Origin of the sequence: Bradyrhizobium sp. 1200_D9_N1_1 (assembly GCF_052075915.1) — a bacterium.
Taxonomy (GTDB): Bacteria; Pseudomonadota; Alphaproteobacteria; order Rhizobiales; family Xanthobacteraceae; genus Bradyrhizobium; species Bradyrhizobium diazoefficiens.
This window is the reverse complement of record NZ_CP197226.1, coordinates 8,517,894-8,540,477: the sequence shown is the minus strand read 5'-3', so window position 1 is coordinate 8,540,477 and position 22,584 is coordinate 8,517,894. Positions and strand designations below refer to the sequence as shown.

The window sequence follows — 22,584 nt, the reverse complement described above, 5'->3', positions numbered from 1 at the left end:
TGCGATCGTCATGCTCGCAAGTCTCGGCCTCATCCTGCTCTGCCAGTTGATCGGCGAAGCCGTCGTGCGCGGCCTCGGCCTGCCGCTGCCGGGACCCGTGCTCGGCCTGCTGCTGCTGCTGATCCTGCTGCTCGCGCGCGACCGCCTTGCGCTGCTGGCGCGCGGGCCGTTGCGCAACGGCGGCGTGGAGACCGCCAGCAAGGGATTGCTGGCTCATCTGTCGCTGCTGTTCGTGCCGGCCGGCGTCGGCGTCGTCCAGGAGCTCGATCTGCTCGCATCGCACGGCGTCGCCATCATCCTCGTGCTCGCGCTCTCCGTGGTTGTCACGCTGCTTGCGACGGTGCTCGCCTTCCGCCTCGTCAGCCGCCTCCTGAGGCAACAGGACGCCCGATGAAGGACAACCCGTTCTCGCTCTGGGTCTATCTCTCGCAGTCTCCGCTGCTGTGGCTGACCGTGACCCTGCTGGTCTATGCGAGCACGGATGCGGTGTCGCTGGCGAGCCGGCGCCATCCGCTCGCCAATCCCGTGCTGCATGCGATGTGGATCATCGGTGTGTTCCTGCTCGTAACGGGCACCTCCTACACTACCTATTTCGCCGGTGCGCAGTTCGTGCATTTCCTGCTGGGGCCCGCCACCGTCGCGCTCGCCGTGCCGCTCTACGAGAACCGCAAGCGCGTGGTCTCATCCATCGTGCCGATGCTGGTAGCGCTCGTTGCCGGCTCGGTCACGGCGGTGGTGTCGGTGGTGCTGCTGGCCGAGCTCGCCGGGCTGCCGCGCGACGTCGTGCTGTCGCTGGCGCCGAAATCGGTCACGGCCGGCGTTGCCATGGGCATCGCCGAATCCCTGCACGCCGATCCTTCGCTGGCGGCGGTTGCGGTCATCCTCACCGGCATCATGGGTGCGATCATCGTGACGCCGCTGATGAACCGCACCGGCGTCACCGATTTCCGGGCGCGCGGATTTGCCGCCGGCCTTGCCGCGCACGGCATCGGCACCGCGCGCGCGTTCCAGGTCGACGAGATCGCCGGCGTCTTTTCCGGCATCGCCATGAGCCTGAACGCTTTGGTGACCTCGTTCCTGGTCCCGCTGGCGGTCACGCTGCTGGTGCGATGACATCGCCGCTGCGACACTCTATATGAGGCGTAACACTTCCCGGTCCCCAACCGTATTTGGGGGGGATGGGACCGAAATGGGACGAGATATGGCTGGATTCAGGAATAAGGGCCTTGTGCCGACGCGGCGCGCCGCGCTGACGCTGATCGGGGCGGGCGCCCTCGCGGCGGGCGGCATCACCTCGGCGCTGGCAGCCGCCGCCGATGACGAGGTGCTGACCGAAACCAAGGTGCTGCGCGATCCGGACACGCCCGTCGCCGGCAATCCCGAGGGCAATATCACCATCGTCGAATGGTCCGACTACAATTGCCCCTATTGCCGCAAGCTCGAGCCCGAACTGCGCCAGGTCGTCCAGGACGACGGCAAGGTGAGGCTGGTGATGAAGGACTGGCCGATCCTCGGGCCGGTGTCGGTCACGGCGGCGCGGATCGCGCTCGCGGCGAAATTCCAAGACAAGTACCATCAGGCCCATGACGCCATGATGGGCGTCAGCTCGCGCCTGACCGAGCCGCGCATCAATGAGCTTCTGGCGGCTGCCGGCGTCGACATGGACCGGCTGAAGCGCGATCTCACCGACCACGCCAAGGACATCGACACCATCCTCAAGCGCAACAACGAGCAGGCCGAAGCCTTCGGCTTCCGCGGCACCCCGGCCTTCATTGTCGGCAAGTACCGCGTGCCCGGCGTGCTCAGCATGACCGAATTCGAGCAGGTCATCGCCGACGCGCGCAAGGCCAAGATGAACTAAGGCGCTCGCCGCAACTGACACGCCCAATACGAAGGCGCCGCCGCGGACCGCGACGGCGCCTTGTTCATGATGTCAGCGAGGTTACTTCGACGAGATGCGGACCCAGTCCTTGTGCGCGCGATCGCGCAGAGCATCCCAGTCGGCCTTTGCGACATCCCAGTTCACGATGGTGCGATTGGTGGTCGCGACCTCGCCATTGGCGACGGATGAGGTCTGCATGGAGTCATAGACATAGACGCCGCCCGCGAGAAGCAGCGCGCCCAAAATCATTCCGAAAAAAGTCTTCATAGCGAACCTCCGGTGTCGCGCCGATAACGTCGGCACGGCGCGATGGTTCCGCGGCCATGCGGCGCATCTAAGGAGAGGTTGTTCATTATCCGTTCAGCCACGCCAGCAGCTCCGCATTGATCTCGCGCGGATAGGTGTGGCTGAGATCGTCGATCTCGCGATAAACGACGTCGGCGCCGGCGGCGGAGAGCGCCGCTTGCGTCTGTCGCGCGGTCTGCACAGGAAACATCCAGTCGAGCTTGCCGTGGGTGATGAAGATCGGCAGGCGCTGCAGGCGCGCAGCATCCGCCATCTCCGCCATCAGCGGGTGGAAGGTCGCCGACACCGGCGCGAGATGCGTAAAGGGCGATGCGCCATCGAGCCCGCTGACGTAGCAGAACGTGCCTCCGTCGCTCATGCCGGTCAGCAGCATGCGCGAGCCGTCGATGGACCAGCGGCTGCGCACAGTCTCGAGGATGCGCATGAGGTTGGGCGTATCAGTGTCGTCGCCCATCAGCGCCCAGGTTTGACCGGTCGCAGTCGGCGCCACCAGGATCGCACCCACGCTGCGGGCATCGCGGAGCCAGCTCCACAGGAATCCACGGCCATTGCCGCTGCCGCCATGCAGCGCCATCACCAGCGGCATCGCGCGCTCCGGCGAATAATATTCGGGGACATAGACCGAGAAGCCGCCGCGGCTGCCGGGCTCGTTGTGATCGTGGAAGATGCCGCCGTGCTCGCCCGCGCCGGCCTCGAGCCGTGCCAGCAGAATTTCGTCCTCGCGCCTCGCGGCGTTGAGGAAGAAGCTGCTGACCGGCGGAAACTGCAGGGCAAGCGGATAAAGCGCCTCCAGCGCGCGCGGCACGTGGCGCAGTGCGCGGAAGACGGCGACGAGATCGCCGTTGCCGCGCTCGACCTCGCGAATGCCGGCAAAGGCGGCGAGCGTCTCGTTGCAGGCACCATCGAGCCGGTCGCGCAAGCCGGCGAATTGTTCAGGCCAGGTGCCGATCGCCGAATGTGCGGCTTGCAGTGCGTCGTCCGGCGCGCCGATCGCGTTCATCACGGACGCGAAGGCCGGCGGATGCAGGTGACGGGTGAAGAAGCCGAGCGCCTCCAGCGCGTTCAGCAGCGGCGGCAGCACGGCCACGATGTCGTCAACGACGGCCTCGGTCATCGCCGCTTCCTTGCTTCAGTTCGGCCGGTCAGTGCAGCTTCGGCGCCTTCAACAGCTTGAAGCGGTCGGTCGAAGTCACCGTGACGTCGAAGGTGACGCCTTCATGATGCACGGTGAGCGGGACGTCGACGCCGGCGGCGCCGAGCGCCCACATCTTCTTGTAGAAGGCGGTCTGGCTGATGATCTTCTCGCCGTCGACGGCGAGGATGACGTCGCCGGTCTTGAGCTCGGCGCGGGCGGCCGGCCCGTTGGCGGAGATCCCGATCACCACCACGCGGTTGTCGATCTCGGTTGAATAGAGTCCGAGCCAGGGCCGCGACGGCTTGTTGACGCGGCCGAACTTGCGCAGATCCTCCAGGATCGGCTTCAACAGGTCGATCGGCACGATCATGTTGACGTGCTCGGCCTTGCCGTCGCGTTCGCGCTCGAGCTGGAGCGAGCCGATGCCGATCAACTCGCCGCGCTCGTTGAGCAAGCCGGTGCCGCCCCAGTTCGGGTGCGCGGGATGTGTGAAGACGGCCTCATCCAGCAGATATTCCCAGTAACCGGCGAATTCCTGCTTGGCCACGATCTGGCTCGCAACCGATCGCGTGCGGCCGCCGGCGCCGCCGACCACGACGCGGTCGCCGACCCGGGTCTCCGCCGAGCTGCCGAGCGGCAAGGGTTCGACGTCGAGCTCACCCAGCGCCTGCACGAGGCCGAAGCCGGTGACCGAATCGAAACCGAGGGCATGTCCCTCGACGACGCGCCCGTCGGCGAGGTGCAGCCACACCGATTCCGCCTCGGTGATGAGATAGCCGATGGTCAGCACCAGCCCGTCGTCGATGACGACGCCGTTGCCGGCGCGCTCGGTGCCCAGCGTCTCTGCGCTGAACGCGTCCGGCGGGATGATGGCGTGCAGGCCGACGACGGACGCGAGCGCGCGGTCGAGATCGAAACCGTATTCGCTCGCACGCGGCTGATTGGCCGGCGGCACTCTCCATTCGGTCAGGGCGGGCATGGAGTTCTCCTGGCTGAGTGCATCGCTCCGCCGTGGCTAGCGGAACGACGCGCGAAGCATGGATAATTTAGGCCGGAGAGGGCCGTCTTGAAAGCCTCGTTTCCCAACTATTCAGCAGAACGCCGTGTGAAATCTTCGAAAGGCGCGGGACCGTTTCGCGCGCGGTTGGCGGCCCGGCGGTCCTTCGATCCGGCATCCGCCGCATGGCTGCTGTCCGGCGAGGTGCTAGGCGCCGTGTAATGAAGCTGCTAACCATTGCCGCTTCGTTTGACCAAGAGATCACGGACCGAAACATGGACAACCGCAGCGACATCTGGCGTGGCGTCGACACGATCAAGGCGCGTTTCATCGACCTCAGCGACAAGGTCTGGGGCATGCCGGAGGTTTGTTACACCGAGGCGCGGTCCGCCGCCGAGCATCTCGCCGAACTGCGCCATCAGGGCTTCCGTATCACCGAGAACGTCGCGGGCATTCCGACCGCGCTGATGGGCGAGTGGGGCGAGGGCGGACCGGTCATCGCCTTCATGGGGGAATATGACGCGCTGCCGGGCCTCAGCCAGGAGGCGGGCGTGGCGGAACATCGTCCGGTCGAGACCGGCGGCCATGGCCATGGCTGCGGTCATAATCTGCTCGGTTCTGCGGCGCTGCTCGCCGCGACCGCGGCGAAGGACTGGCTCGCCGAGAACAAGGTGCCGGGCCGCGTGCGCTACTACGGCTGCCCGGCTGAAGAAGGCGGCGCGGCAAAGGCGTTCATGGTGCGCTCCGGCGCGTTCGAGGATGCCGACATCGCCATCACCTGGCATCCGCACAGCTTCTGGGAAGTGGCGGTGACGCCGTCGCTCGCGAACACGCGCGCCGACTTCATTTTCACAGGCCGCACCTCGCATGCGGCCGCCTCGCCGCATCTCGGCCGTTCCGCGCTCGATGCGGTGGAGCTGATGAATGTCGGCGTGAACTACATGCGCGAGCACATGCCGAGCGACGCGCGGGTGCATTACGCGCTGCTCGACACCGGCGGCATTGCGCCCAACGTGGTGCAGGCGCATGCGCGCGTGCGCTACTCGATCCGCGCCCGCGATCTGCCCGGCATGAACGAGCTGGTCGGCCGCGTGAGCAAGATCGCGGACGGCGCGGCGCTGATGACCGAGACCAAGGTGGAGATGAAGATTATCTCCGCGGTGTCCAACATTCTGCCGAATACGCCGCTGGAGCAGGCGCTGCATCGGGTCATGGAAGAGCTCGGACCGCCGCATTTCGACGACGCGGACAAGGGGTTTGCCACCCAGATCCGATCGACGCTGAGCGACAAGGACATCGCCTCGGTCTACTACGCGATCGGGATGGAGCCGACCGATCGGCCGCTGGCCGACTTCCTGGTGCCGCTCGATGCCAAGCGCAACCCGCTGGTCGGCTCGACCGACGTTGGCGACGTGAGCTGGGTGGTGCCGACCGTGCAGGTTCACGCACCGACGGTTGCAATCGGCACGCCGTTCCACACCTGGCAGGTGGTGGCGCAGGGCAAGAGCCCGCATGCCCACAAGGCCATGGTGCAGGCCGCCAAGGCGATGGCGGGTATCGGCATCAAGGCGCTCACGGAACCGGAGCTGATCAAGGCCGCGAAAGCCGACCTTGCGAGGCGAACAGCCAAGACACCTTACGTCTGTCCGCTGCCGGACCATGTCGCGCCGCCACTGGATATGTCCGTGGTGTAGAATTTCGTCTCGATACTTCGTCTGATCCGGCGAACAAATTTTCCGCAGTGCAGCGTGGATTCCGGCTTGTTTTGACGCCGGATTGCCGAACGCTTGGGCTGCGGAACGCAGTTTTGCCCAACGGACAGCCAGAACACCGTTTGCATACACACAGTCGCAGTTGACGGGCGGCCTATTCGGTGTGCCATCTACGGCCAGACAAAACCCGGCGGTCGCATCGCGGCCGCCTGCATCCATTCGGGAACCAGACGGGGGACAAACCATGCTGGATAAAGAACTGCGTTCGATGATCGGCCAAGTGAAGGACGGACGGATGGATCGCCGTGCCTTCATCCAGCGTCTTGCCGCTGTCGGTCTGACCGCACCGCTGGCCAACCAGATCCTCGCGCTGGGCGGCGTCGCCATGGCGGAGGGCGTTTCGACCTACAAGCCGACCAAGCGCGGCGGCGGCGGTGCGCTGAAGCTGTTGTGGTGGCAGGGGCCGACCCTGCTCAATCCGCATTTCGCCACCGGCACCAAGGACCAGGACGGTTCGCGCCTGTTCTACGAGCCGCTTGCCTGTTGGGATCCGGACGGCAACATGAAGCTGGTTCTGGCCGCCGAAATCCCGTCGATCCAGAACGGCGGCCTCGCCGCCGACGGCAAGTCGGTCACCTGGAAGCTCAAGCCCGGCGTCAAATGGCACGACGGCAAGCCGTTCACCGCCGACGACGTCGTGTTCAACTGGGAATACGCCAAGGATCCCGCGACCTCCGCGGTCACCATTGCGACCTATCGCGACATCGTCGTCGAGAAGGTGGATGACCTCACGGTCCGCATCCTTTTCAACAAGCCGACGCCGTTCTGGGCCGATGCTTTCGTCGGGGCTCCGAACACCATCATCCCCAAGCATCTGTTCGCGGATTACAAAGGCGCGAAGTCCCGTGAGGCGCCGAACAACCTCTCGCCGGTCGGCACCGGCCCGTACAAATTCCTCGAGTTCAAGCCGGGCGATCTCGTCCGCGGTGAGCTCAATCCCGACTATCACATGCCGAACCGTCCGTATTTCGACACGCTCGAAATGAAGGGCGGCGGCGATGCCGTCTCGGCGGCGCGCGCGGTGATCCAGACCGGCGAATACGATTTCGGCTATAACATCCAGGTCGAAGACGACGTGCTGTTGCGCCTGGAGAAGGGCGGCAAGGGCAAGGCCATCTACGCCGTGGGCGGAGACACCGAGTTCATCGCGCTGAATTTCACCGACCCGAACACCGAGGTCGATGGCGAGCGCTCTTCGATGAAGACGAAGCACCCGCTGTTCTCCGATCCCGCCGTACGCAAGGCGCTGGCGATGCTGGTCGATCGTGAAGCGGTGAAGAAGGTGATCTACGGCCGCGCAGGCCGCACCACGGCGAACTTCCTCAACGGCCCCGAAAAGTTCGTCTCCAAGAACACGAGCTGGGAATTCAGCATCGAGAAGGCGTCGAAGATGCTGGATGACGCCGGCTGGAAACCGGGTGCGGACGGCATCCGCGAGAAGGACGGCAAGAAGCTGAAGCTTCTGTACCAGACTTCGATCAACGGCCCGCGCCAGAAGACCCAGGCCATCGTCAAGCAGGCCTGCCAGAAGGCTGGCATCGACGTCGAGCTGAAGTCGGTCGTCGCCTCGGTGTTCTTCTCCTCCGACGCCGGCAATCCCGACATCTACCCGAAGTTCTATGCCGACATGGAGATGTTCCAGATCCCGATGAGCCAGCCGGATCCGTCCCAGCACATGCGGCGCTATATGTCGGCGAATGTGGCGACCAAGGAGAACAAGTGGCAGGGACAGAATTTCCCGCGCTACGTCAACAAGGAGTATGACGACACGATCCTGGCCGCGGAAGGCGAGATGGACCCGGTCAAGCGCGCGGCGCTCTACATCAAGGCTAACGATATCCTGATCGGGGACACCGTGTTCATCCCGGTGCAGCATCGCCTCAAGGTGGAGGCCGCTGCCAACAACCTGGTTTGCGTGGTCAGCGGTTGGGCGAACGAGACCGACAACCTGTTCGACTGGTACCGGGAGGTATGATCGCGCAGGCCTAGGCGGGGTCTTTCCCTATGAGTCAATATGTCCTGCGTCGCCTGCTGATCGCCATTCCGAGCCTGCTCGGCATTTCGCTCGTGCTGTTCGTCGTGCTGGCGCTCGCCCCCGGCGATCCGTTTTCGGAACTGGCGACCAATCCGAACGTACCGCCCGAAGTCGCTGCCGCGCTTCGGGCGAAGTTCGGCCTCGACGATCCGATCTATCTGCGCTACCTGCACTGGCTCTCCGCCATGGCGCATGGCGATTGGGGGTTTTCCTTCGTCAGCCGGATGAACGTCGATGCGCTCATCCTCCAGCGCCTGCCGGCGACGCTCTATGTGATCGGCTCGGCGCAGATCCTGGCGCTCCTGATCGCGATTCCGGTCGGCGTCTACGCGGCGACCAAGCCGTATTCACTGTTTGACCAGATCGCCAACGTGCTGGCCTTCGTCGGTTTCTCGCTGCCCACCTTCTTCACCGGCATCCTCTTCATCCTGATCTTCTCGGTCACGCTGGACTGGCTGCCCTTCGTCTATTCCAGCGACATCAAGGCCACCGGCATCCGCTGGGTGCTCGAGATGATCCGGCAGGCGATCATGCCGGTGGCGGTGCTCGGCCTGTTCCAGGCGGCGTCGATGACGCGCTTCGTGCGCTCGGCGATGCTGGACGTGATCCGGCTCGACTACGTCACCACGGCGCGTGCAAAGGGACTTGGGCAGGCCAAGGTCATCGTCAAGCATGTGATGCGCAATGCGATGATCCCGGTCGTCACGCTGATCGCGCTCCAGATGCCGGCGGTGTTCGGCGGCGCCATCGTCACCGAGCAGATCTTCCGCATCCCCGGCATCGGCTCGCTGCTGATCTCCTCCATCCTTTCCAACGACACGCCGGTGGTGATGGCCGTCACCTTCGTCTTCGCGTGTCTTGTGGTCCTGTTCAATCTCATCGCGGACGTCCTGTATGGCTGGCTTGACCCTCGCATCTCCCTCCGCTGAGCGGCGCATCTACTCGCCCTGGCGCGAGACGTGGCGGCGCTATAGCCGCCACAAGCTTGCCGTGGTCAGTGCGTTCCTGCTCCTCATTCTGGTGCTGGCGGTGGTCGCCGGCCCCTTCGTCTGGCGGGTCAAGATCGACGACATCGACATCGTGGCGGGCATGCAGGGGCCCTCGCTCGCCCATCCCTTCGGCACCGACGATCTCGGGCAGGACATCCTCGCCCGCATGATCTATGGCGGGCGCATCTCGCTCGCGGTCGGCCTTGCCGCGATGCTGGTCTCGGTGTTCGTCGGCACGCTGATCGGTGCGCTTGCCGGCATGTCGCGCGGTGCGGTCGGTCACGGGCTGATGTGGCTCACCGATCTCTTCTTGTCGCTGCCGCAGCTGCCGCTGCTGCTGCTGCTGATCTATCTGTTCCGCGACGGGCTCAAGGCCGCGTTCGGCCCCGAGGGCGGCATCTTCATCCTGATCGTGCTCGTGATCGGGGGCCTGCGCTGGATGCCGGTCGCCCGCCTCGTGCGCGCGCAGTTCCTGTCGATCCGCGAGAAGGAGTTCGTCGAGGCCGCGCGCGCGCTCGGCGCCAGCCCGGTGCGGCAGGTGGTGCGCCACATCCTGCCCAATGCGCTCGGTCCGGTGATCATCGCTGGCACCATCGACGTCGCCGCCGCCATCATCGCGGAATCGACATTGTCCTTCCTCGGCCTCGGCTTTCCGCCGGACACCCCGACTTGGGGGCGGCTGCTGTACGACGCCAAGGACTTCCTCGATATCGGTCCGCACTGGGCGCTGTTTCCGGGCGGCGCGATCTTCATCGCGGTGGTCGCCATCAACTTCATCGGCGACGGCCTGCGTGACGCGCTCGATGCGCGACGGGTGATCTGATGGCGCCGCTGCTCGAGATCAAGGGCCTGAAAACCCATTTCTCCACCGACGACGGCATCCTGCAGGCCGTCGACGGCGTCGACATCTCCATCAACCGCGGCGAGACGCTCTGTGTCGTCGGCGAGTCCGGCTGCGGCAAGACCGTGACGGCGATGTCGATCCTGAAACTGATCGCGATGCCGCCCGGCCGCATCGCCGCCGGCCAGATCATCTTCGAAGGCCGCGATCTCGTGCCGCTGACGAGCAATCAGCTCGACGAGATCCGCGCCAAGGAGATCGGCTTCATCTTTCAGGAGCCGATGACCTCGCTCAACCCGGTGCTCACCGTCGGCGAGCAGATCGCCGAGAGCCTGCGCCGGCATGAAGCGGTGACGAAGAAGCAGGCGCTCGAGCGCACCATTGAGATGCTCAAGCTGGTGCAGATCCCCAACGCCGAAGGCCGCGTGCACAACTACCCGCACCAGTTCTCCGGCGGCATGCGCCAACGCGTGATGATCGCGATGGCGCTCGCCTGCAAGCCGAAGCTGATCATCGCCGACGAGCCCACCACGGCGCTCGACGTCACCATCCAGGCCCAGATCCTCGACCTCTTGCAGGACATGAAGGAGCGCTTCGGCATGGCGGTGATGCTGATCACCCATGCCATGGGCGTCGTCGCCGAGACCGCGCAGCGCGTCGTCGTGATGTATGCCGGCAAGGTGGTGGAGGAGGCGAGCGTCGACGATCTCTTCGCCGATCCCCGCCATCCCTATACGCAAGGCCTGATCCGCTCGATCCCGCGCATCGACCTCGACAGCGAGCACAAGACGCGGCTGGAGGCGATCGGCGGCTCGGTGCCGATCCTGATCAATCCGCCGGTCGGCTGCCGCTTCGCGCCGCGCTGCAAGTTCGCCATGAACGTCTGCACCGAGAAGGAGCCGCTGCTCCGCGAGGTCTCGCCCGGCCACCGCATGGCCTGTCACCTGGGGGATACGCAGTTGGGAGCCGCGCCATGAGCGAACCCTTGCTCCGCGTCAGCGGTCTGAAGAAGCATTTCCCCGTTCTCGGCGGCTTGCTGTCACGCCAGGTCGGCAGCGTCTATGCGGTCGACGGCGTGTCGTTCTCGGTCAATCGCGGCGAGACGCTCGGTCTCGTCGGTGAATCCGGCTGCGGCAAGTCGACGACGGGGCGCTGCGTGCTGCGCCTGATCGAGCCGACCGACGGCGAGGTCACCTTCGACGGCCAGGACGTGCGCCAGCTCGGCGGCAACGATCTGCGCGCGATGCGGCGGAACATGCAGCTCGTGTTCCAGGATCCGTTTGCCTCGCTCAATCCGCGCATGACGGTGGGTACGATTCTCGGCGAGGCGCTCGTCATCCACAAGCTCGGCTCATCGGCCAAGGAGCGGGAGGAGCGCGTCGCGAGCCTGCTGGTCAAGGTCGGCCTCAAGGCCGAGCACATGCGCCGCTACCCGCACGAATTCTCCGGCGGCCAGCGCCAGCGCATCGTGATCGCGCGGGCGCTCGCGGTCGAGCCGAAGCTGATCGTCTGCGACGAGCCGGTCTCCGCGCTCGACGTGTCGATCCAGGCGCAGGTCATCAATCTGCTGGAGGATCTCCAGGCCGAGCTGAACCTCACCTATCTCTTCGTCGCGCACGACCTCTCGGTGGTCGAGCACATCTCCGACCGCGTCGCGGTGATGTATCTCGGCCGCATCGTCGAGCTGGCGAAAGCCAGCGACCTCTACCGCAACCCGCAGCACCCCTACACCAGGGCGCTGTTGTCAGCGGTGCCGGTGCCCGATCCCAAGCTCAAGCGTGAGCGCATCCGCCTCAAGGGCGACGTGCCGAGCCCGATGAAGCCGCCGTCAGGCTGCCACTTCCACACCCGCTGTCCGATCGCCCAGCCGCGCTGCGCGGAGAGCGCGCCCGAGCTGAAGGAGGGCGCTGGCGGTCACTTCGTGGCGTGCCATCTCGCCTGAGGCCGGGCAAAGCGGAAGGCGTATTCATTCGCCCTGAAGCAGGCCGTGCGCCGAGAGGGCCTGCCTGAAAGCCTCCACCGACGTGTGGTGATGCGCGAACAGGCCCGCCTCGCGCGCGCCGGCAACATTGGCCGGGAGATCGTCGACGAACAGCACGGTCTGCGGCATCACGTCGAGCTCGGCCAGGCAGCGGCGATAGCAGCGCGGGTCCGGCTTTGCCGTCTTGAACTGGGCCGAAGTGTAGATCCGGGAGCCGAACAGCGGCCGCAAGTCCGGCAGCAGCGTGTCGATGTGGTCGGCGACCAGCGTGGTATTGTTGGTCAGGACGGCAATATCGACGGTCTTGCGCAGACGTCGGGCAATCTCCAGCATCGCGTGATCGGGCTGCATCGAGCGGCGCCGCGCCTCCACCCACTCGTCGAGCGACAGCGGATAGCCCATGCGTTCGCCAAAGCCCCGCAGATAGTCAGGGGCGTCGAGAGCGCCGGAATCGCCGAGCAGCTCGAATCCGCTGTCCCAGATTGCCTTGTGGACGAGCTCGCTGGTCGATCCCGCGAGCTCCGCCAGGCATGCCACACGCTGTCCCCTGTCGTAGTTGCACAGGACATTGTCCATGTCGAAGAGGACGAGCTTGATCGCGTCAGTCACGGTAGCACTCTCGGATTGGCTTAAATGTCCGGTCGATTCGTAGTCATATCCCGCTGGAACGTGGACGACAAATCCAGGCCGGGCCGAGCTCCGAGATGAGCGCGACACCTCTACGATCGTGATGCGCGGCGGCGGGCCAGCTGGTGCAACACTGTATCGAAAGCCGGGATCGCTCCGGTCTCGCGGAGCCACGTGTCGGTCAGCTCCCTGAGCTCGCCCGGCGTCAGGCCGAACTTGCGGCGAAACGCCCGGATGAAGGTGGAGTCGCTGCTGAACCGCAAGCCGACAGCGAGGTCGATTAGACGTTTGTCCTGCGCCGCCGGCGACAACAGCCGCTGAAAGGCGAGATTGAGCCGCTGCTCTCTCACGTAATGCGCCAGCCCGCCATCTGCCTCGAACAGCCGGTAAAGCGTCGCGCGCGAAATCTGGAAATGGCGGCAGAGCTCGCTTACGCCGAGCGCGTCGGTCTCGAGATTGTCCGCGATGCGGCGCTTGATCATTGCCAGATAAAGATGTCGCTCGGCCCGCTCGACGCCTTCGGCGATGTCGGCCGTACCGCCCGCAGCCGCGGCAACGATGTCGGCGATGGCCTCGATCGTGGCCTCGACGCTGCCCGCCTCTGGCTCAGGCGGCAGCGCAAGCGCTGCGTAATGGCTTGCGAGCAGGCGCGCGTGAGGGTGGTCTGACGGCAACAGGGTAGCCGTCGCCGAATCCGGATGCGCGAGCCGTGGCGCCAGCATCGACCGTTGCACGATGATTGCCATCAGGTGGGTGCGTCCGCTACCGCCGCGAAACACCGTCCGGTTCGGCTGCGCCATGTCGAGCAGGCAAATGTCACCGGGCCGCAACGTCACCTCGCGGCGACCGGAGCTGAACCGCATCTCGCCTTCGATGCAGAGGGTCATCTGATAGTGGTCGAGGCCGCCGCGTGCGATGTGCGCAGGCGTCCGGTCGTATTCGAGGTCAGTGGCGCGAGAATCGACCAGCAATGCGTTGCCGGCCATCACTGTCGTTGTGGTGATGTGGAAATCGTTCTCGTCGGTGAGCGCAATGACATCGCAGATGTCCACGGTCATCGCGCGCAACTGTCTCAGCGCGCTCGGCCCGTGTTCGGGGTCGTCCGCCAGCATCGTCTTGTTCACCGCCGTCTCGTCCGCATCACGCCTCGACGAGGTCGCGCGCCTTAATGTTCTGAGCCCGGCAGCAGACCAGCATCGCCCCCGCATGTAGCGGTTCGGCAACGAGGACGCAAGCGACGTCGGACGATGAGGGCGTTCGACGAGGCTGCGGGCGCGCGGCCTCGATGTGCCGCACATGCATCACTGTTCACCGAAATCCACGCCTGAGACACCGGGCACATTGTGCAGGTGTCCAGTCTGCTAACGACGCGTCGAGATCACCAGCGTTGCCACGCAGCTTGCGTCCGAGGCTCTTCGTGACGACCAGATTGCGTCCGCCCTCGTGCCTGTCGATCGGGCAGACGAGCCTTCGGCTTGGTGCACGCCGGTGTGCAGCGCTCGCAAGTGTTGCGGTCATGGCATCGTTCTTCGGCCTGTCCGGTGCGGCGCGCGCAGCGACGCTGGTGGTGACCTCCACGGCCGACAGCGGCGCCGGCAGCCTGCGGGGGGAGATCGTCAGCGCCACGAGCGGCGACACCATCCTGTTTCAGGTCAGCGGTACCATCACGCTCCTGAGCGAGCTGCCGATCATCACCAAGAACATCACCATTGACGGCAATGGTAACAACCCGACCATCAGCGGCGCCGGCACCTACCGGCCGTTCTTCATCGGCGATGCCGGGACCACCGGCTCGACCTATTCGGTGACACTGAAGAGCCTGACCATCGCCAATGCGGTGGCGCAGGGCGGAGCCGGTTTGGGCTCCGGTGCCGGCGCCGGACTCGGCGGCGCGGTCTTCGTCTCCAGCAACGGCGCATTGACCTTGTCGAACGTCGCCGTCTCGAACACGCAGGCCAAGGGCGGCGGCGTCGTGGACAACTTCGGAGAGGTGGGCGGCGGGGGCGGCATGGGCGGCAAGTCCTATCCTCTGACTCCGGCTGGAGGCGGTGGACTATTCGTCGGCTCGGACGCCAACAGCTCGGGCACTGCCGGCGGTTCGAGCGGTGGGGTGCATAACGGCGGTAGTGGTCCCCAGACCGGAGGCGCCGGTGGTTTCGCCAGCGGTGGCGGCGGTGGTTCGTCCGGCGGGGGGCCCGTGGCTGGAGGCGCGGGCGGTTTTGGCGGTGGCGGTGCCAATGCGGGCGGAGCAACAACGGGCGGTTCGGGCGGCTACGGCGGCGGAGGTGGCTCGGCAGCCGGATTGTCCACCTCGACCGGCGGTGCCGGCGGCTTCGGGGGAGGCGGCGGCGGCGGGATCACGGCTGCCGGGAGCGGCGGCTTTGGCGCCGGCAATGGCGGCAGTGGTGGGACCGGATCCAACTCCGGTGGTGGTGGCCTCGGTGCCGGCGGTGCCATCTTCGTGCAGAGCGGCGGGACGGTGGCCGTTCAGGGCGATCTTTCAAACGCGCTGACGCATTCGCGATGATGACAAAAGCCCCGCCGCAGACCTTTGCGCAACGCTGGAGCGTGTGGGCCGCGGGCTTCGGCGGGTCGCAGTCGACCGACGGCAACGCGGCGGGCGGTTCAAATGCAGCGACCAGCCGCATCGTTGGCACCGTGGTCGGAGCCGACTATCGGCTCTCACCGTACACGTTGCTTGGCTTCGCGCTCGCCGGTGGTGGCACCAGCTTCGGTGTGAACGGCCTCGGCTCGGGCCGCTCCGACCTGTTCCAGGCCGCCGCCTATCTGCGACACACGAGCGGGTCGGCTTATCTGTCGGCGGCGCTGGCCTATGGCTGGCAGGCCATCACGACCGACCGTACTGTAACGACCGCAGGCGCCGATCACCTGCGAGCCGAGTTCGACGCCAATGCGTATTCTCCATGTCGCGCCGTGGATCGGCGGGATCGGCATCACACCCTATGGCGCGCTACAGTTCACGACGCTCGATCTGCCGGCCTATGCCGAGCAGGCCGTTGCCGGCTCCGCCGCATTCGCCTTGCGCTATGCCGCCAGGACCGTCACGGACACCCGCAGCGAGCTGGGCCTGCGCACCGACAGATCCTTCGCCATGCAGGCCGGCGTGCTGACGCTGCGCGGCCGCCTCGCATGGGCGCATGATTTCAATCCGGACCGCTCGATTGCCGCGACCTTCCAGGCGCTGCCGGGCGCGAGCTTCGTCGTCAACGGCGCTGCGCAGGCTCGTGACTCCGCGCTCACCACGGCTTCCGTGGAGATGAGCTGGCTGAGCGGCTGGTCCGCGGCGGCGAGCTTCGAAGGCGAGTTCTCGAACGTCACCCGCAGCTACGCCGGCAAGGGCAGCGTTCGCTACGCCTGGTAGGCCGGCGACTGCGTCACGCGCTCCTCGCGGGCCAGGGCACGACCTGTCCCGACATCACCAGCCGGTCGCGGCCGCTGTCCTTGGCGGCATAGAGCGCGCGGTCGGCGGCCGCCACCAGCGCGCTGGAGTCGGTCGTGGTCTCGGATGGAAACGCCGTCGCGCCGCCCACGCTCGCGGTGACGAGCCGTGAGGGCGGATTCTGTGCATGCAGCATGGCGAGGTCGCGCAACGCACCGCGAATCTCCTCGCCGACCCTGGCGCAGCCGTCGGCATCGGTGTTTGGCAACAGCACGGCGAACTCCTCGCCGCCGTAGCGCGCCGCGAAGTCGGCCGGCCGCCGGGGATGAGCGGACAGGATCCGCCCCAGCGCACGCAGGCAGCCGTCGCCGGCCAAATGTCCGTAATGGTCGTTGAACGCCTTGAAATGATCGACGTCGATCAGCAGGAGCGAGAGTTGGGTGCCATCGCGGCGGGCGCGGGCCCATTCGTCCGCGAGGCGCTCATCGAATGCGCGCCGGTTGGCGAGCCCGGTGAGGCCGTCGGTCGCCGCGAGCGAGGCGAGCTTGTTCTGCAAGTCCTTCTGCTCGGTCATGTCGCGCACCACCGCGACGACGCCGTCGATCTCGCCGCTGTCGGATGCCCGGGTCACGTGCAGGGCCGACTCGGCCCAGATCTCGCCCTTGTCGCGATGGCGCTGACGGTAGACGAACCTCGCCTCCTCGGCCTCGCCATTCTTCAGCGCGGCAATGGCCTGCTCGACCCGTTCCATGTCCTCCGCGTGAACCCCGGCCACGGCCGACGTCCCCAGGAGTTCGTCGGAAGACCAGCCGATGATGCGCGCGCATGACGGAGAAACGTAGATCAGCCGGTTGTCCAGTCCGATCCGGGTCACCATGTCGCTGGATTGCTCGGCCAGCAGGCGGAAATGGGCTTCCTTGGCGATCAGAGCCTGTGCCATGCGCTGCCGCTGCAAGAGCTGACGGACCAGGTAAAAGCCGATCGCCGCGATCAGCAGGACGAGGCCGACGACAACGGTCATGCGTGCGCTCGCCGCGCGGCGCCAAGGGGCCAGCACGTCGTCTTGCGACTTGCTCGCCAGCACCATCAGGGGATAGCGGCTGCTGCGCTGGTAGTAGCTGAGCCGCTGCACGTTATCCAGCGGCGACTTGAAATAGTAGACTGCCGCAGCCGGACGGCTTTTCCATTGCTTGAACAACGGCGCGTTGGACAGGTCGCGTCCGACGAAGGCGCCGCTCTCGTCGTGGCTGCGCGCCAGCATGATGCCGTCGTTGTTCAGCAGCGACGCCGAGCTGTGCGGACCGAGGTCGAAGCGCTCGTAGAACTTGACGAAATAGCTGACGTCGATCGTGAGCAGGGCAACGCCGGCGAAGCTGCCGTCGGGATGGTTGACCCGGCGCGACGCGGTGATGATCCACTGGCCGCCGGCCCGGCTCTTGACGGGGCGTCCGATCAGCGTGCCCGGATCCGGCGAGTCGCGATGACGCTGGAAATATTCGCGGTCGCTGTTGTTGAATTTGGAGAAGTCGATCTGCTCGGTCGTGGCAAGCCAGCGGCCGGTCTCGTCATAGACGAAGATGCCGCGGATGCGGTCCGATGATTTGCGGGTCGGCAGATAGGTCTGGAGCTTTGCGATCGTGTCCGGACCCGTTCCATCGAGCTCGAGCCGATGGACCAGCCCGACGAGGATGGTATCGACGAGCTCGAACGTGTCGTCGGCATGCTGGATCAGCGATTGCGCGAGGTTGGTCACGTCGATTTCGGCGGTCCTGAGCTCGGCATTGCGCGTTTCCCATTCGCGCCAGCCGCTCAGGCCCAGGATGGCGAAGCAAGTCAGCATGACGAAACCCGCCGCCCAGAGCGGAAGACGCGTTTTCCCGAGGTCGCGGCCCGTATTCATCAGGCTTGCTCCATTTCGGTGCAAACCTCTCACTTTCGCCTTAACGGCCTGTTGCGTCATCCGCGCTGATTGTGCGAATCCCGTATTCGGCCGGAACCGGTCCTCGATGTTTCGACGGGTTATCGTCGGCTGATGTTAACCACGCTGACCTCACGCCGGATCCGCCCGGCGTTCCTGCCTCACTCCTCCAGTGTAAACCCGACGCGCAGTGTCACCTGGTAGTGGCGCACGGCGTTGTTCTCGATGTGGCCGCGCGTCTGCACCACCTCGAACCATTTCATCTCGCGGATGGTCTTGGCGGCGCGGCTGACCGCGTTCTTGATCGCATCCTCGATCGAGGTCTCGGACGATCCGACCAGTTCCAGGATCTTGTAGACGTGATCTTTCTCGGCTGTGGGCATGGCGCGTCTTCCCCTGTGCTTTGACGGGCCCGGATACCGCTCCCGCAGTGTATTCGAGAGCGTTGGGCCTCCAGATTGAACGGACGCCCGCGCTTCGGGTTCCGTGCTCCGTGATGGCCCGCATGCCAGCCAAGGTGGAGCAGGCCGCGCCCGCGAGTGTTGCCGCGGTGAAGAAGAGATAGCCGATGCCGACCGACAGAAATGCGAGCGGCGCCGTCAGCAGTCGTATTGCGGTGGATTGGTCCAGGGCCTGAAGCCATATGCCGCCGGCGACCTCGAACCTGACGGAGCGCCGGCCCGCCCACACCGCTGGTTCCCGGTTTGTGCAAGTGCACGAAAATATGGCTCCCGCCTGCGGGCGGTACCCTCAAATTCGTGCGCCGCCGCATGGCCGCTCTTGCTCGCGCCAATGCGGGCGCGTTAGCCTCAATCCGCTTCCTTATACCTTCGATGTGCAGCGATGATCGGCCGTTGGACGAAGAGCGCTTTGGTCGCAATCAGTCTGTCCGCCGTGCCCGCGATCGGCGCAGTGCAGGACGATCTCGACGGCGCGCCCGGCACCATGTCGCTGCAAGTGACGACCGATCCGTCGATGATCGAATGCCGCAAGCTCGAAACGGTCAATCCTGCCTCGCTGATGTTCCTGCCGTTGCGGCGGACGTTCAACGAGGATTTCGACGAGCACCCGCTGTCGGGCGGACGCTGGGTGCCGCACTATGCCGGCGGCGCGGCGTGGCCGGAGGCGCGCTATTGGGGCGGCGACGGCTCCGACTTCAAGCGCAAGACCAGCGCCAATGGCGAGCAGCAGATCTATGTCGATCCGCGCTACACGGGGCGCGCATCGGCGCCGCTCGGGCTTGATCCGTTCAAGGTGAAGGACGGCGTGCTCTCGATCGTCGCGAGCCGCACGCCGCAGGAATTGAAGTCCGTTCTGTTCAACAACGAGTACATCTCCGGGATCCTGACCACGCAGGGCAGGTTCGCGCAGAAGCACGGCTATTTCGAAATCCGCGCCAAGGTCCCGGTCGGCCATGCGGTGTGGCCTGCGTTCTGGATGCTGGCGGACGACGGCGGCTGGCCGCCGGAGGTCGATGTGCTGGAAGGCCGCGGCGAGCGGCCTGGCGATCTCGTGATGACGACGCATTGGCGGATTCCGTCGACCCAGAAGATCCAATCCTGCGGCTTCGACTTCGCGGTCGGCGACGCTTCGAGCACATTCCACAATTACGGTGTGCTGTGGGAGGAGGATCGCCTGGTCTACTTCATCGACCGCGAGCCGGTCTCCGACATCAAGGTGCCGATCGGCTTCGACGATCCCATGTATCTGATCGTCAATCTCGCGATCGGATCGAAGTTCTTCGTCGGCGTCGGTCCCGTCGATGCGGAATCGCCGCCGAGCGTCGCATTCGAGATCGACCGGATTTCCGCCTATCAGATCGATATGGAGCAGGCGCGGAGATAGATATGTCAGCGGATTTCTCGCGGCGTCATTTTGCCAAACTGGCGGGCCTTGCCGCGTTGGGAGCAGCGACGGGCGTCGGCGCTGCGGAGAGCGAAACGCCAGCATCGGCCGGGCGCGGTGCGCCTTTCCCCAAGGATTTCCTATGGGGCACGGCGACCTCTTCCTACCAGATCGAAGGCGCCGTCAACGAGGACGGCCGCGGCAAATCGATCTGGGACGTTTTCAGCCACACCCCCGGCAAGATCGAGGACGGCTCCACCGGCGACCGCGCCAACGAGCACTATCACCGCTACAGGGAGGACGTCGCGCTGATCAAGGCGCTCGGCGTCAGGGCCTACCGCTTCTCGATCGCTTGGCCGCGGGTGTTTCCTGATGGGACGGGTCAACCCAATCCCAAGGGGCTCGATTTCTACAACCGCCTCGTCGACGAGCTGCTTGCGAGCGGCATCGAGCCTTATGCGACGCTCTATCACTGGGACCTGCCGCAGGCGCTCCAGGACCGCGTCGGCGGCTGGCAGTCGAGCGACACCTCGAAGGCCTTTGCCGACTACGCTGCGTACGTCGCCGCACGCCTGACTGATCGCGTCAAGAACGTCTTCACCGTGAACGAGGTCGGGCGCTTCGTGAATTTCGGCTATGGCTGGGGCATCGACGCGCCCGGCCTCAAGCTGCCGGCGGTGCAGCTGAACCAGGCCCGCCATCACGTCGCGCTGGCGCACGGGCTTGCGGTGCAGGCGATTCGCGCCTCGGGGCGCGCCGGCACAAGGGTTGGCGCAGCCGAGAACATCGCGGCCTGCGTGCCGGCGATCGCAACGGCGGAAAACATCCGTGCCGCCGAGATCGCGACGCGCGAGCTTAATGCCGGCTTCCTCGGCGTGGTGCTGGAGGGCAGATATACCGACGGCTTCCTCGCCTACGCCGGCGCGGACGCGCCGAAATTCACCGCCGAGGAGTTGAAGATCATCGGTGCGCCGACCGACTTCGTCGGCCTCAACATCTACGCGCCGCAGTTCTATGTCACCGCCTCCGACCGCGCGCCCGGCTTCCATGTGCTGCCGTTCCCCACCTCGTTCCCGCACATGAATTCGGAATGGCTGCGGGTCGGCCCCGAAGTGATCTACTGGGCGCCGCGCCTTGCCGCGAAGATCTGGAACATCGAGACCATCTACATCAGCGAGAACGGCACCTCGTCCGAGGATAGGATCGCCGCCGACGGTCAGGTCTACGACCTCGACCGCATCATGTTCCTGCGCAACTATCTGACCCAGATGCAGCGCGCCGTCGCCGAGGGCGTGCCGATCCGCGGTTATTTCCTCTGGAGCCTGATGGACAATTTCGAGTGGATTTTTGGCTACGGCAAACGCTTCGGCCTCTACCGGGTCGACTTCGAGACACAGGCGAGGGTCGCGAAACTGAGCGCGGCGTTCTATCGCGACGTGGTGGCGAGGAACGCGATCGGGGTTTGAGGAGCTATTGCCTATTGACGCTTGCGGATCGGGTATTCGTGCTCCAGCCGCGCGATTTCTTCGGGGGGCGTGGAAATCAGTTTCAATTCGAGCGGCGAAAGAACCCCGCCGCCGCATGGACCAAACTGGCCGTCGATCCGCCCGCTTTTGATCCGGCCCACGCTCATTTTGTCCGCCGCGTTAGCCGCGGCCGCAACTCCAATTGTGAGCAATGCGCCTGGGTGCCACCGCTGCTGCTCCTCGGTACAGCCTCCATCGCACCACTCGTAACTCGCGATGACTGCCCTGCGATCGATCCTGCTCCGAGGTAAATCGCCACGCAGAATCTTGACGTCTACGAATGTCAGCAGTTCGGTTGGCAGGTTTGTCCCCGGACCGGGCAGCGGGCGAACCTTGGCAAGGCGGCCACTCAGGACGATTGGGCTTAGATTGGCCAGAGCCTCGCGGGCCCGAAGGTCCTCGGCCCTCTTGGCCTGATCGACATGGTTATCGAAGGATTCGAAGTTGGCAATTCTCGCGCAATCGAGAGCGTAGACGGAGGTAGGCCATCCAAATCCGAGTGCAATTGAAACCGCCGCTGACAGCACGCGGTGAGGGAAGCCCGGCTGCATCATCCGTAGCTCCTACGGATCCAGTTCGGTATCCCAGTAGAGATAGTCCAGCCAACTGTCGTGCAGGTAATTCGGCGGGAACATGCGGCCGTTGCGGTGGAGCTGGTGCACGGTCGGCGCGAAGGCGCTCTGGCGCGGAAACATCTTGGCCTGCGCCGGGGTGAGATTGCCCTTGCGCAGATTACAGGGCGAGCACGCCGCGACCACGTTTTCCCAGGTGGTCTGGCCGCCCTTGCTGCGCGGGATGATGTGATCGAAGGTGAGGTCTTCGGGCGAGCCGCAATATTGGCAGGCGAAACGATCGCGCAGGAAGACGTTGAACCGGGTGAAGGCGGGGTGGGTGGTCGGCTTGACGAAGGATTTGAGCGAGACCACGCTCGGCAGCTGCATTTCCAGCGTGGGACTTCGGACCGCCTGATCGTAATGCGCGACGATGTTGACGCGGTCGAGGAACACCGCCTTGATCGCGTCCTGCCACGACCACAGAGACAGTGGGTAGTAACTCAGCGGCCGGAAGTCCGCATTCAGCACCAACACCGGCCAACTGCCTTGCGAGACATGTGCGTTCAAGTAACGCTCCCGGCCTCCATGTACGCTGCGAAGCAGCATGTATTGACATACTACATGCAGCGTGACGGGATTGTGAAGCCCGTTGAGCGACTTATTCAGGCGCAGGCAATGCGGCGGCGGGGTGGCAAAAGCGCTCAAAAACGCCGTGATTCGAGGAGGGGCCGGCAACTGGCGCGGAACCGCCTTTGGCGGCGCGTCGTGGCTTGCCG

General features: G+C 65.3%; 21 protein-coding genes and 1 pseudogene. 13 read left to right on the top strand and 9 right to left on the bottom strand.

All coding sequences use genetic code 11. From position 1 onward, the window contains the following. Positions 1 to 10 precede the first annotated feature (10 nt). From AB5K84_RS40335 to AB5K84_RS40325, 3 genes are all read left to right on the top strand, one after another. Positions 11 to 394: a CidA/LrgA family protein gene (locus tag AB5K84_RS40335; RefSeq protein WP_011084165.1), complete on the top strand. Its 384-nt coding sequence runs from the start codon at positions 11 to 13 to the stop codon at positions 392 to 394. Then, a complete protein-coding gene (locus AB5K84_RS40330) occupies positions 391 to 1,113 on the top strand; it encodes an LrgB family protein (protein WP_011084166.1) in 723 nt (240 codons plus the stop codon). The genes AB5K84_RS40335 and AB5K84_RS40330 overlap by 4 nt, the downstream gene beginning before the upstream one ends. Positions 1,114 to 1,201: 88 nt before the next feature. Further along, positions 1,202 to 1,861, top strand: a complete 660-nt coding sequence (locus AB5K84_RS40325; RefSeq protein WP_038965344.1) for a DsbA family protein — start codon at positions 1,202 to 1,204, stop codon at positions 1,859 to 1,861. An 81-nt stretch (positions 1,862 to 1,942) separates the two neighbouring features. Here the strand turns inward: AB5K84_RS40325 and AB5K84_RS40320 are convergent, their stop codons facing one another. From AB5K84_RS40320 to AB5K84_RS40310, 3 genes are all read right to left on the bottom strand, one after another. Then, the gene (locus AB5K84_RS40320; RefSeq protein WP_027544339.1) at positions 1,943 to 2,149 is read right to left on the bottom strand and encodes a hypothetical protein; all 207 of its coding nucleotides are present in this window, start codon (positions 2,147 to 2,149) and stop codon (positions 1,943 to 1,945) included. Between the two features lie 85 nt (positions 2,150 to 2,234). Next, on the bottom strand, positions 2,235 to 3,302 hold the full coding sequence (locus tag AB5K84_RS40315) for a phospholipase (protein WP_011084168.1): 1,068 nt from the start codon (positions 3,300 to 3,302) through the stop codon (positions 2,235 to 2,237). Between the two features lie 28 nt (positions 3,303 to 3,330). Further along, positions 3,331 to 4,302: a S1C family serine protease gene (locus AB5K84_RS40310; protein WP_011084169.1), complete on the bottom strand. Its 972-nt coding sequence runs from the start codon at positions 4,300 to 4,302 to the stop codon at positions 3,331 to 3,333. Between the two features lie 293 nt (positions 4,303 to 4,595). Between AB5K84_RS40310 and AB5K84_RS40305 the strand changes: the two genes are divergently transcribed. The 6 genes from AB5K84_RS40305 (at position 4,596) to AB5K84_RS40280 (ending at position 11,899) form a co-directional block, all read left to right on the top strand. After that, positions 4,596 to 6,014 carry a M20 family metallopeptidase gene (locus tag AB5K84_RS40305; protein ID WP_038965348.1) on the top strand — a complete coding sequence of 473 codons (1,419 nt, stop codon included), beginning with the start codon at positions 4,596 to 4,598 and terminating at the stop codon, positions 6,012 to 6,014. Between the two features lie 262 nt (positions 6,015 to 6,276). Next, positions 6,277 to 8,067: a peptide ABC transporter substrate-binding protein gene (locus AB5K84_RS40300; protein ID WP_028173563.1), complete on the top strand. Its 1,791-nt coding sequence runs from the start codon at positions 6,277 to 6,279 to the stop codon at positions 8,065 to 8,067. A gap of 29 nt (positions 8,068 to 8,096) precedes the next feature. Next, a complete protein-coding gene (locus AB5K84_RS40295) occupies positions 8,097 to 9,056 on the top strand; it encodes an ABC transporter permease (protein ID WP_011084172.1) in 960 nt (319 codons plus the stop codon). Next, the gene (locus AB5K84_RS40290) at positions 9,022 to 9,939 is read left to right on the top strand and encodes an ABC transporter permease (RefSeq protein WP_011084173.1); all 918 of its coding nucleotides are present in this window, start codon (positions 9,022 to 9,024) and stop codon (positions 9,937 to 9,939) included. The genes AB5K84_RS40295 and AB5K84_RS40290 overlap by 35 nt, the downstream gene beginning before the upstream one ends. Beyond that, positions 9,939 to 10,934, top strand: coding sequence for an ABC transporter ATP-binding protein (locus AB5K84_RS40285; RefSeq protein ID WP_011084174.1), 996 nt, complete (start codon positions 9,939 to 9,941; stop codon positions 10,932 to 10,934). Before AB5K84_RS40290 ends, AB5K84_RS40285 begins: the two co-directional genes overlap by 1 nt. Next, a complete protein-coding gene (locus tag AB5K84_RS40280) occupies positions 10,931 to 11,899 on the top strand; it encodes an ABC transporter ATP-binding protein (protein ID WP_011084175.1) in 969 nt (322 codons plus the stop codon). The genes AB5K84_RS40285 and AB5K84_RS40280 overlap by 4 nt, the downstream gene beginning before the upstream one ends. Positions 11,900 to 11,923: 24 nt before the next feature. Here the strand turns inward: AB5K84_RS40280 and AB5K84_RS40275 are convergent, their stop codons facing one another. Both AB5K84_RS40275 and AB5K84_RS40270 read right to left on the bottom strand, forming a co-directional pair. Next, positions 11,924 to 12,547 carry an HAD family hydrolase gene (locus AB5K84_RS40275; protein ID WP_038965345.1) on the bottom strand — a complete coding sequence of 208 codons (624 nt, stop codon included), beginning with the start codon at positions 12,545 to 12,547 and terminating at the stop codon, positions 11,924 to 11,926. A gap of 110 nt (positions 12,548 to 12,657) precedes the next feature. Next, on the bottom strand, positions 12,658 to 13,689 hold the full coding sequence (locus AB5K84_RS40270) for a helix-turn-helix domain-containing protein (protein ID WP_028173559.1): 1,032 nt from the start codon (positions 13,687 to 13,689) through the stop codon (positions 12,658 to 12,660). A gap of 392 nt (positions 13,690 to 14,081) precedes the next feature. Between AB5K84_RS40270 and AB5K84_RS40265 the strand changes: the two genes are divergently transcribed. Next, complete coding sequence (locus AB5K84_RS40265; RefSeq protein WP_063921387.1) at positions 14,082 to 15,092, top strand: hypothetical protein; 1,011 nt, start codon at positions 14,082 to 14,084, stop codon at positions 15,090 to 15,092. Beyond that, positions 15,044 to 15,947 (top strand): annotated as a pseudogene (locus tag AB5K84_RS40260) (autotransporter outer membrane beta-barrel domain-containing protein); the annotation flags it as partial. The gene AB5K84_RS40265 and the pseudogene AB5K84_RS40260, both read left to right, overlap by 49 nt. Positions 15,948 to 15,960: 13 nt before the next feature. On the opposite strand, the gene AB5K84_RS40255 reads toward AB5K84_RS40260, so the two are convergent. Continuing rightward, entirely contained in the window at positions 15,961 to 17,865 is a 1,905-nt protein-coding gene (locus AB5K84_RS40255) for a sensor domain-containing diguanylate cyclase (protein ID WP_038965350.1), read from the bottom strand. Positions 17,866 to 18,044: 179 nt separating this feature from the next. Next, a complete protein-coding gene (locus tag AB5K84_RS40250) occupies positions 18,045 to 18,266 on the bottom strand; it encodes a dodecin (RefSeq protein WP_011084181.1) in 222 nt (73 codons plus the stop codon). 460 nt (positions 18,267 to 18,726) lie between these two features. On the opposite strand from AB5K84_RS40250, the gene AB5K84_RS40245 reads away from it, so the two are divergent. Beyond that, on the top strand, positions 18,727 to 19,728 hold the full coding sequence (locus tag AB5K84_RS40245) for a glycoside hydrolase family 16 protein (protein WP_011084182.1): 1,002 nt from the start codon (positions 18,727 to 18,729) through the stop codon (positions 19,726 to 19,728). A 2-nt stretch (positions 19,729 to 19,730) separates the two neighbouring features. Next, positions 19,731 to 21,194, top strand: coding sequence for a GH1 family beta-glucosidase (locus AB5K84_RS40240; RefSeq protein ID WP_011084183.1), 1,464 nt, complete (start codon positions 19,731 to 19,733; stop codon positions 21,192 to 21,194). An 11-nt stretch (positions 21,195 to 21,205) separates the two neighbouring features. Here the strand turns inward: AB5K84_RS40240 and AB5K84_RS40235 are convergent, their stop codons facing one another. Continuing rightward, the gene (locus AB5K84_RS40235) at positions 21,206 to 21,808 is read right to left on the bottom strand and encodes a hypothetical protein (protein WP_011084184.1); all 603 of its coding nucleotides are present in this window, start codon (positions 21,806 to 21,808) and stop codon (positions 21,206 to 21,208) included. Between the two features lie 9 nt (positions 21,809 to 21,817). Then, positions 21,818 to 22,375, bottom strand: coding sequence for an HNH endonuclease (locus AB5K84_RS40230; RefSeq protein WP_028173554.1), 558 nt, complete (start codon positions 22,373 to 22,375; stop codon positions 21,818 to 21,820). Positions 22,376 to 22,584 lie beyond the last annotated feature (209 nt).

Coding starts and splice junctions, on each gene's coding strand:
- AB5K84_RS40320 (WP_027544339.1), bottom strand. CDS start 2,149: ATGAAGACTTTTTTCGGAATGATTTTGGGCGCGCTGCTTCTCGCGGGC.
- AB5K84_RS40265 (WP_063921387.1), top strand. CDS start 14,082: ATGGCATCGTTCTTCGGCCTGTCCGGTGCGGCGCGCGCAGCGACGCTG.
- AB5K84_RS40330 (WP_011084166.1), top strand. CDS start 391: ATGAAGGACAACCCGTTCTCGCTCTGGGTCTATCTCTCGCAGTCTCCG.
- AB5K84_RS40235 (WP_011084184.1), bottom strand. CDS start 21,808: ATGATGCAGCCGGGCTTCCCTCACCGCGTGCTGTCAGCGGCGGTTTCA.
- AB5K84_RS40255 (WP_038965350.1), bottom strand. CDS start 17,865: ATGAATACGGGCCGCGACCTCGGGAAAACGCGTCTTCCGCTCTGGGCG.
- AB5K84_RS40245 (WP_011084182.1), top strand. CDS start 18,727: ATGATCGGCCGTTGGACGAAGAGCGCTTTGGTCGCAATCAGTCTGTCC.
- AB5K84_RS40250 (WP_011084181.1), bottom strand. CDS start 18,266: ATGCCCACAGCCGAGAAAGATCACGTCTACAAGATCCTGGAACTGGTC.
- AB5K84_RS40300 (WP_028173563.1), top strand. CDS start 6,277: ATGCTGGATAAAGAACTGCGTTCGATGATCGGCCAAGTGAAGGACGGA.
- AB5K84_RS40335 (WP_011084165.1), top strand. CDS start 11: ATGCTCGCAAGTCTCGGCCTCATCCTGCTCTGCCAGTTGATCGGCGAA.
- AB5K84_RS40240 (WP_011084183.1), top strand. CDS start 19,731: ATGTCAGCGGATTTCTCGCGGCGTCATTTTGCCAAACTGGCGGGCCTT.
- AB5K84_RS40285 (WP_011084174.1), top strand. CDS start 9,939: ATGGCGCCGCTGCTCGAGATCAAGGGCCTGAAAACCCATTTCTCCACC.
- AB5K84_RS40290 (WP_011084173.1), top strand. CDS start 9,022: ATGGCTGGCTTGACCCTCGCATCTCCCTCCGCTGAGCGGCGCATCTAC.
- AB5K84_RS40295 (WP_011084172.1), top strand. CDS start 8,097: ATGAGTCAATATGTCCTGCGTCGCCTGCTGATCGCCATTCCGAGCCTG.
- AB5K84_RS40310 (WP_011084169.1), bottom strand. CDS start 4,302: ATGCCCGCCCTGACCGAATGGAGAGTGCCGCCGGCCAATCAGCCGCGT.
- AB5K84_RS40315 (WP_011084168.1), bottom strand. CDS start 3,302: ATGACCGAGGCCGTCGTTGACGACATCGTGGCCGTGCTGCCGCCGCTG.
- AB5K84_RS40305 (WP_038965348.1), top strand. CDS start 4,596: ATGGACAACCGCAGCGACATCTGGCGTGGCGTCGACACGATCAAGGCG.
- AB5K84_RS40325 (WP_038965344.1), top strand. CDS start 1,202: ATGGCTGGATTCAGGAATAAGGGCCTTGTGCCGACGCGGCGCGCCGCG.
- AB5K84_RS40280 (WP_011084175.1), top strand. CDS start 10,931: ATGAGCGAACCCTTGCTCCGCGTCAGCGGTCTGAAGAAGCATTTCCCC.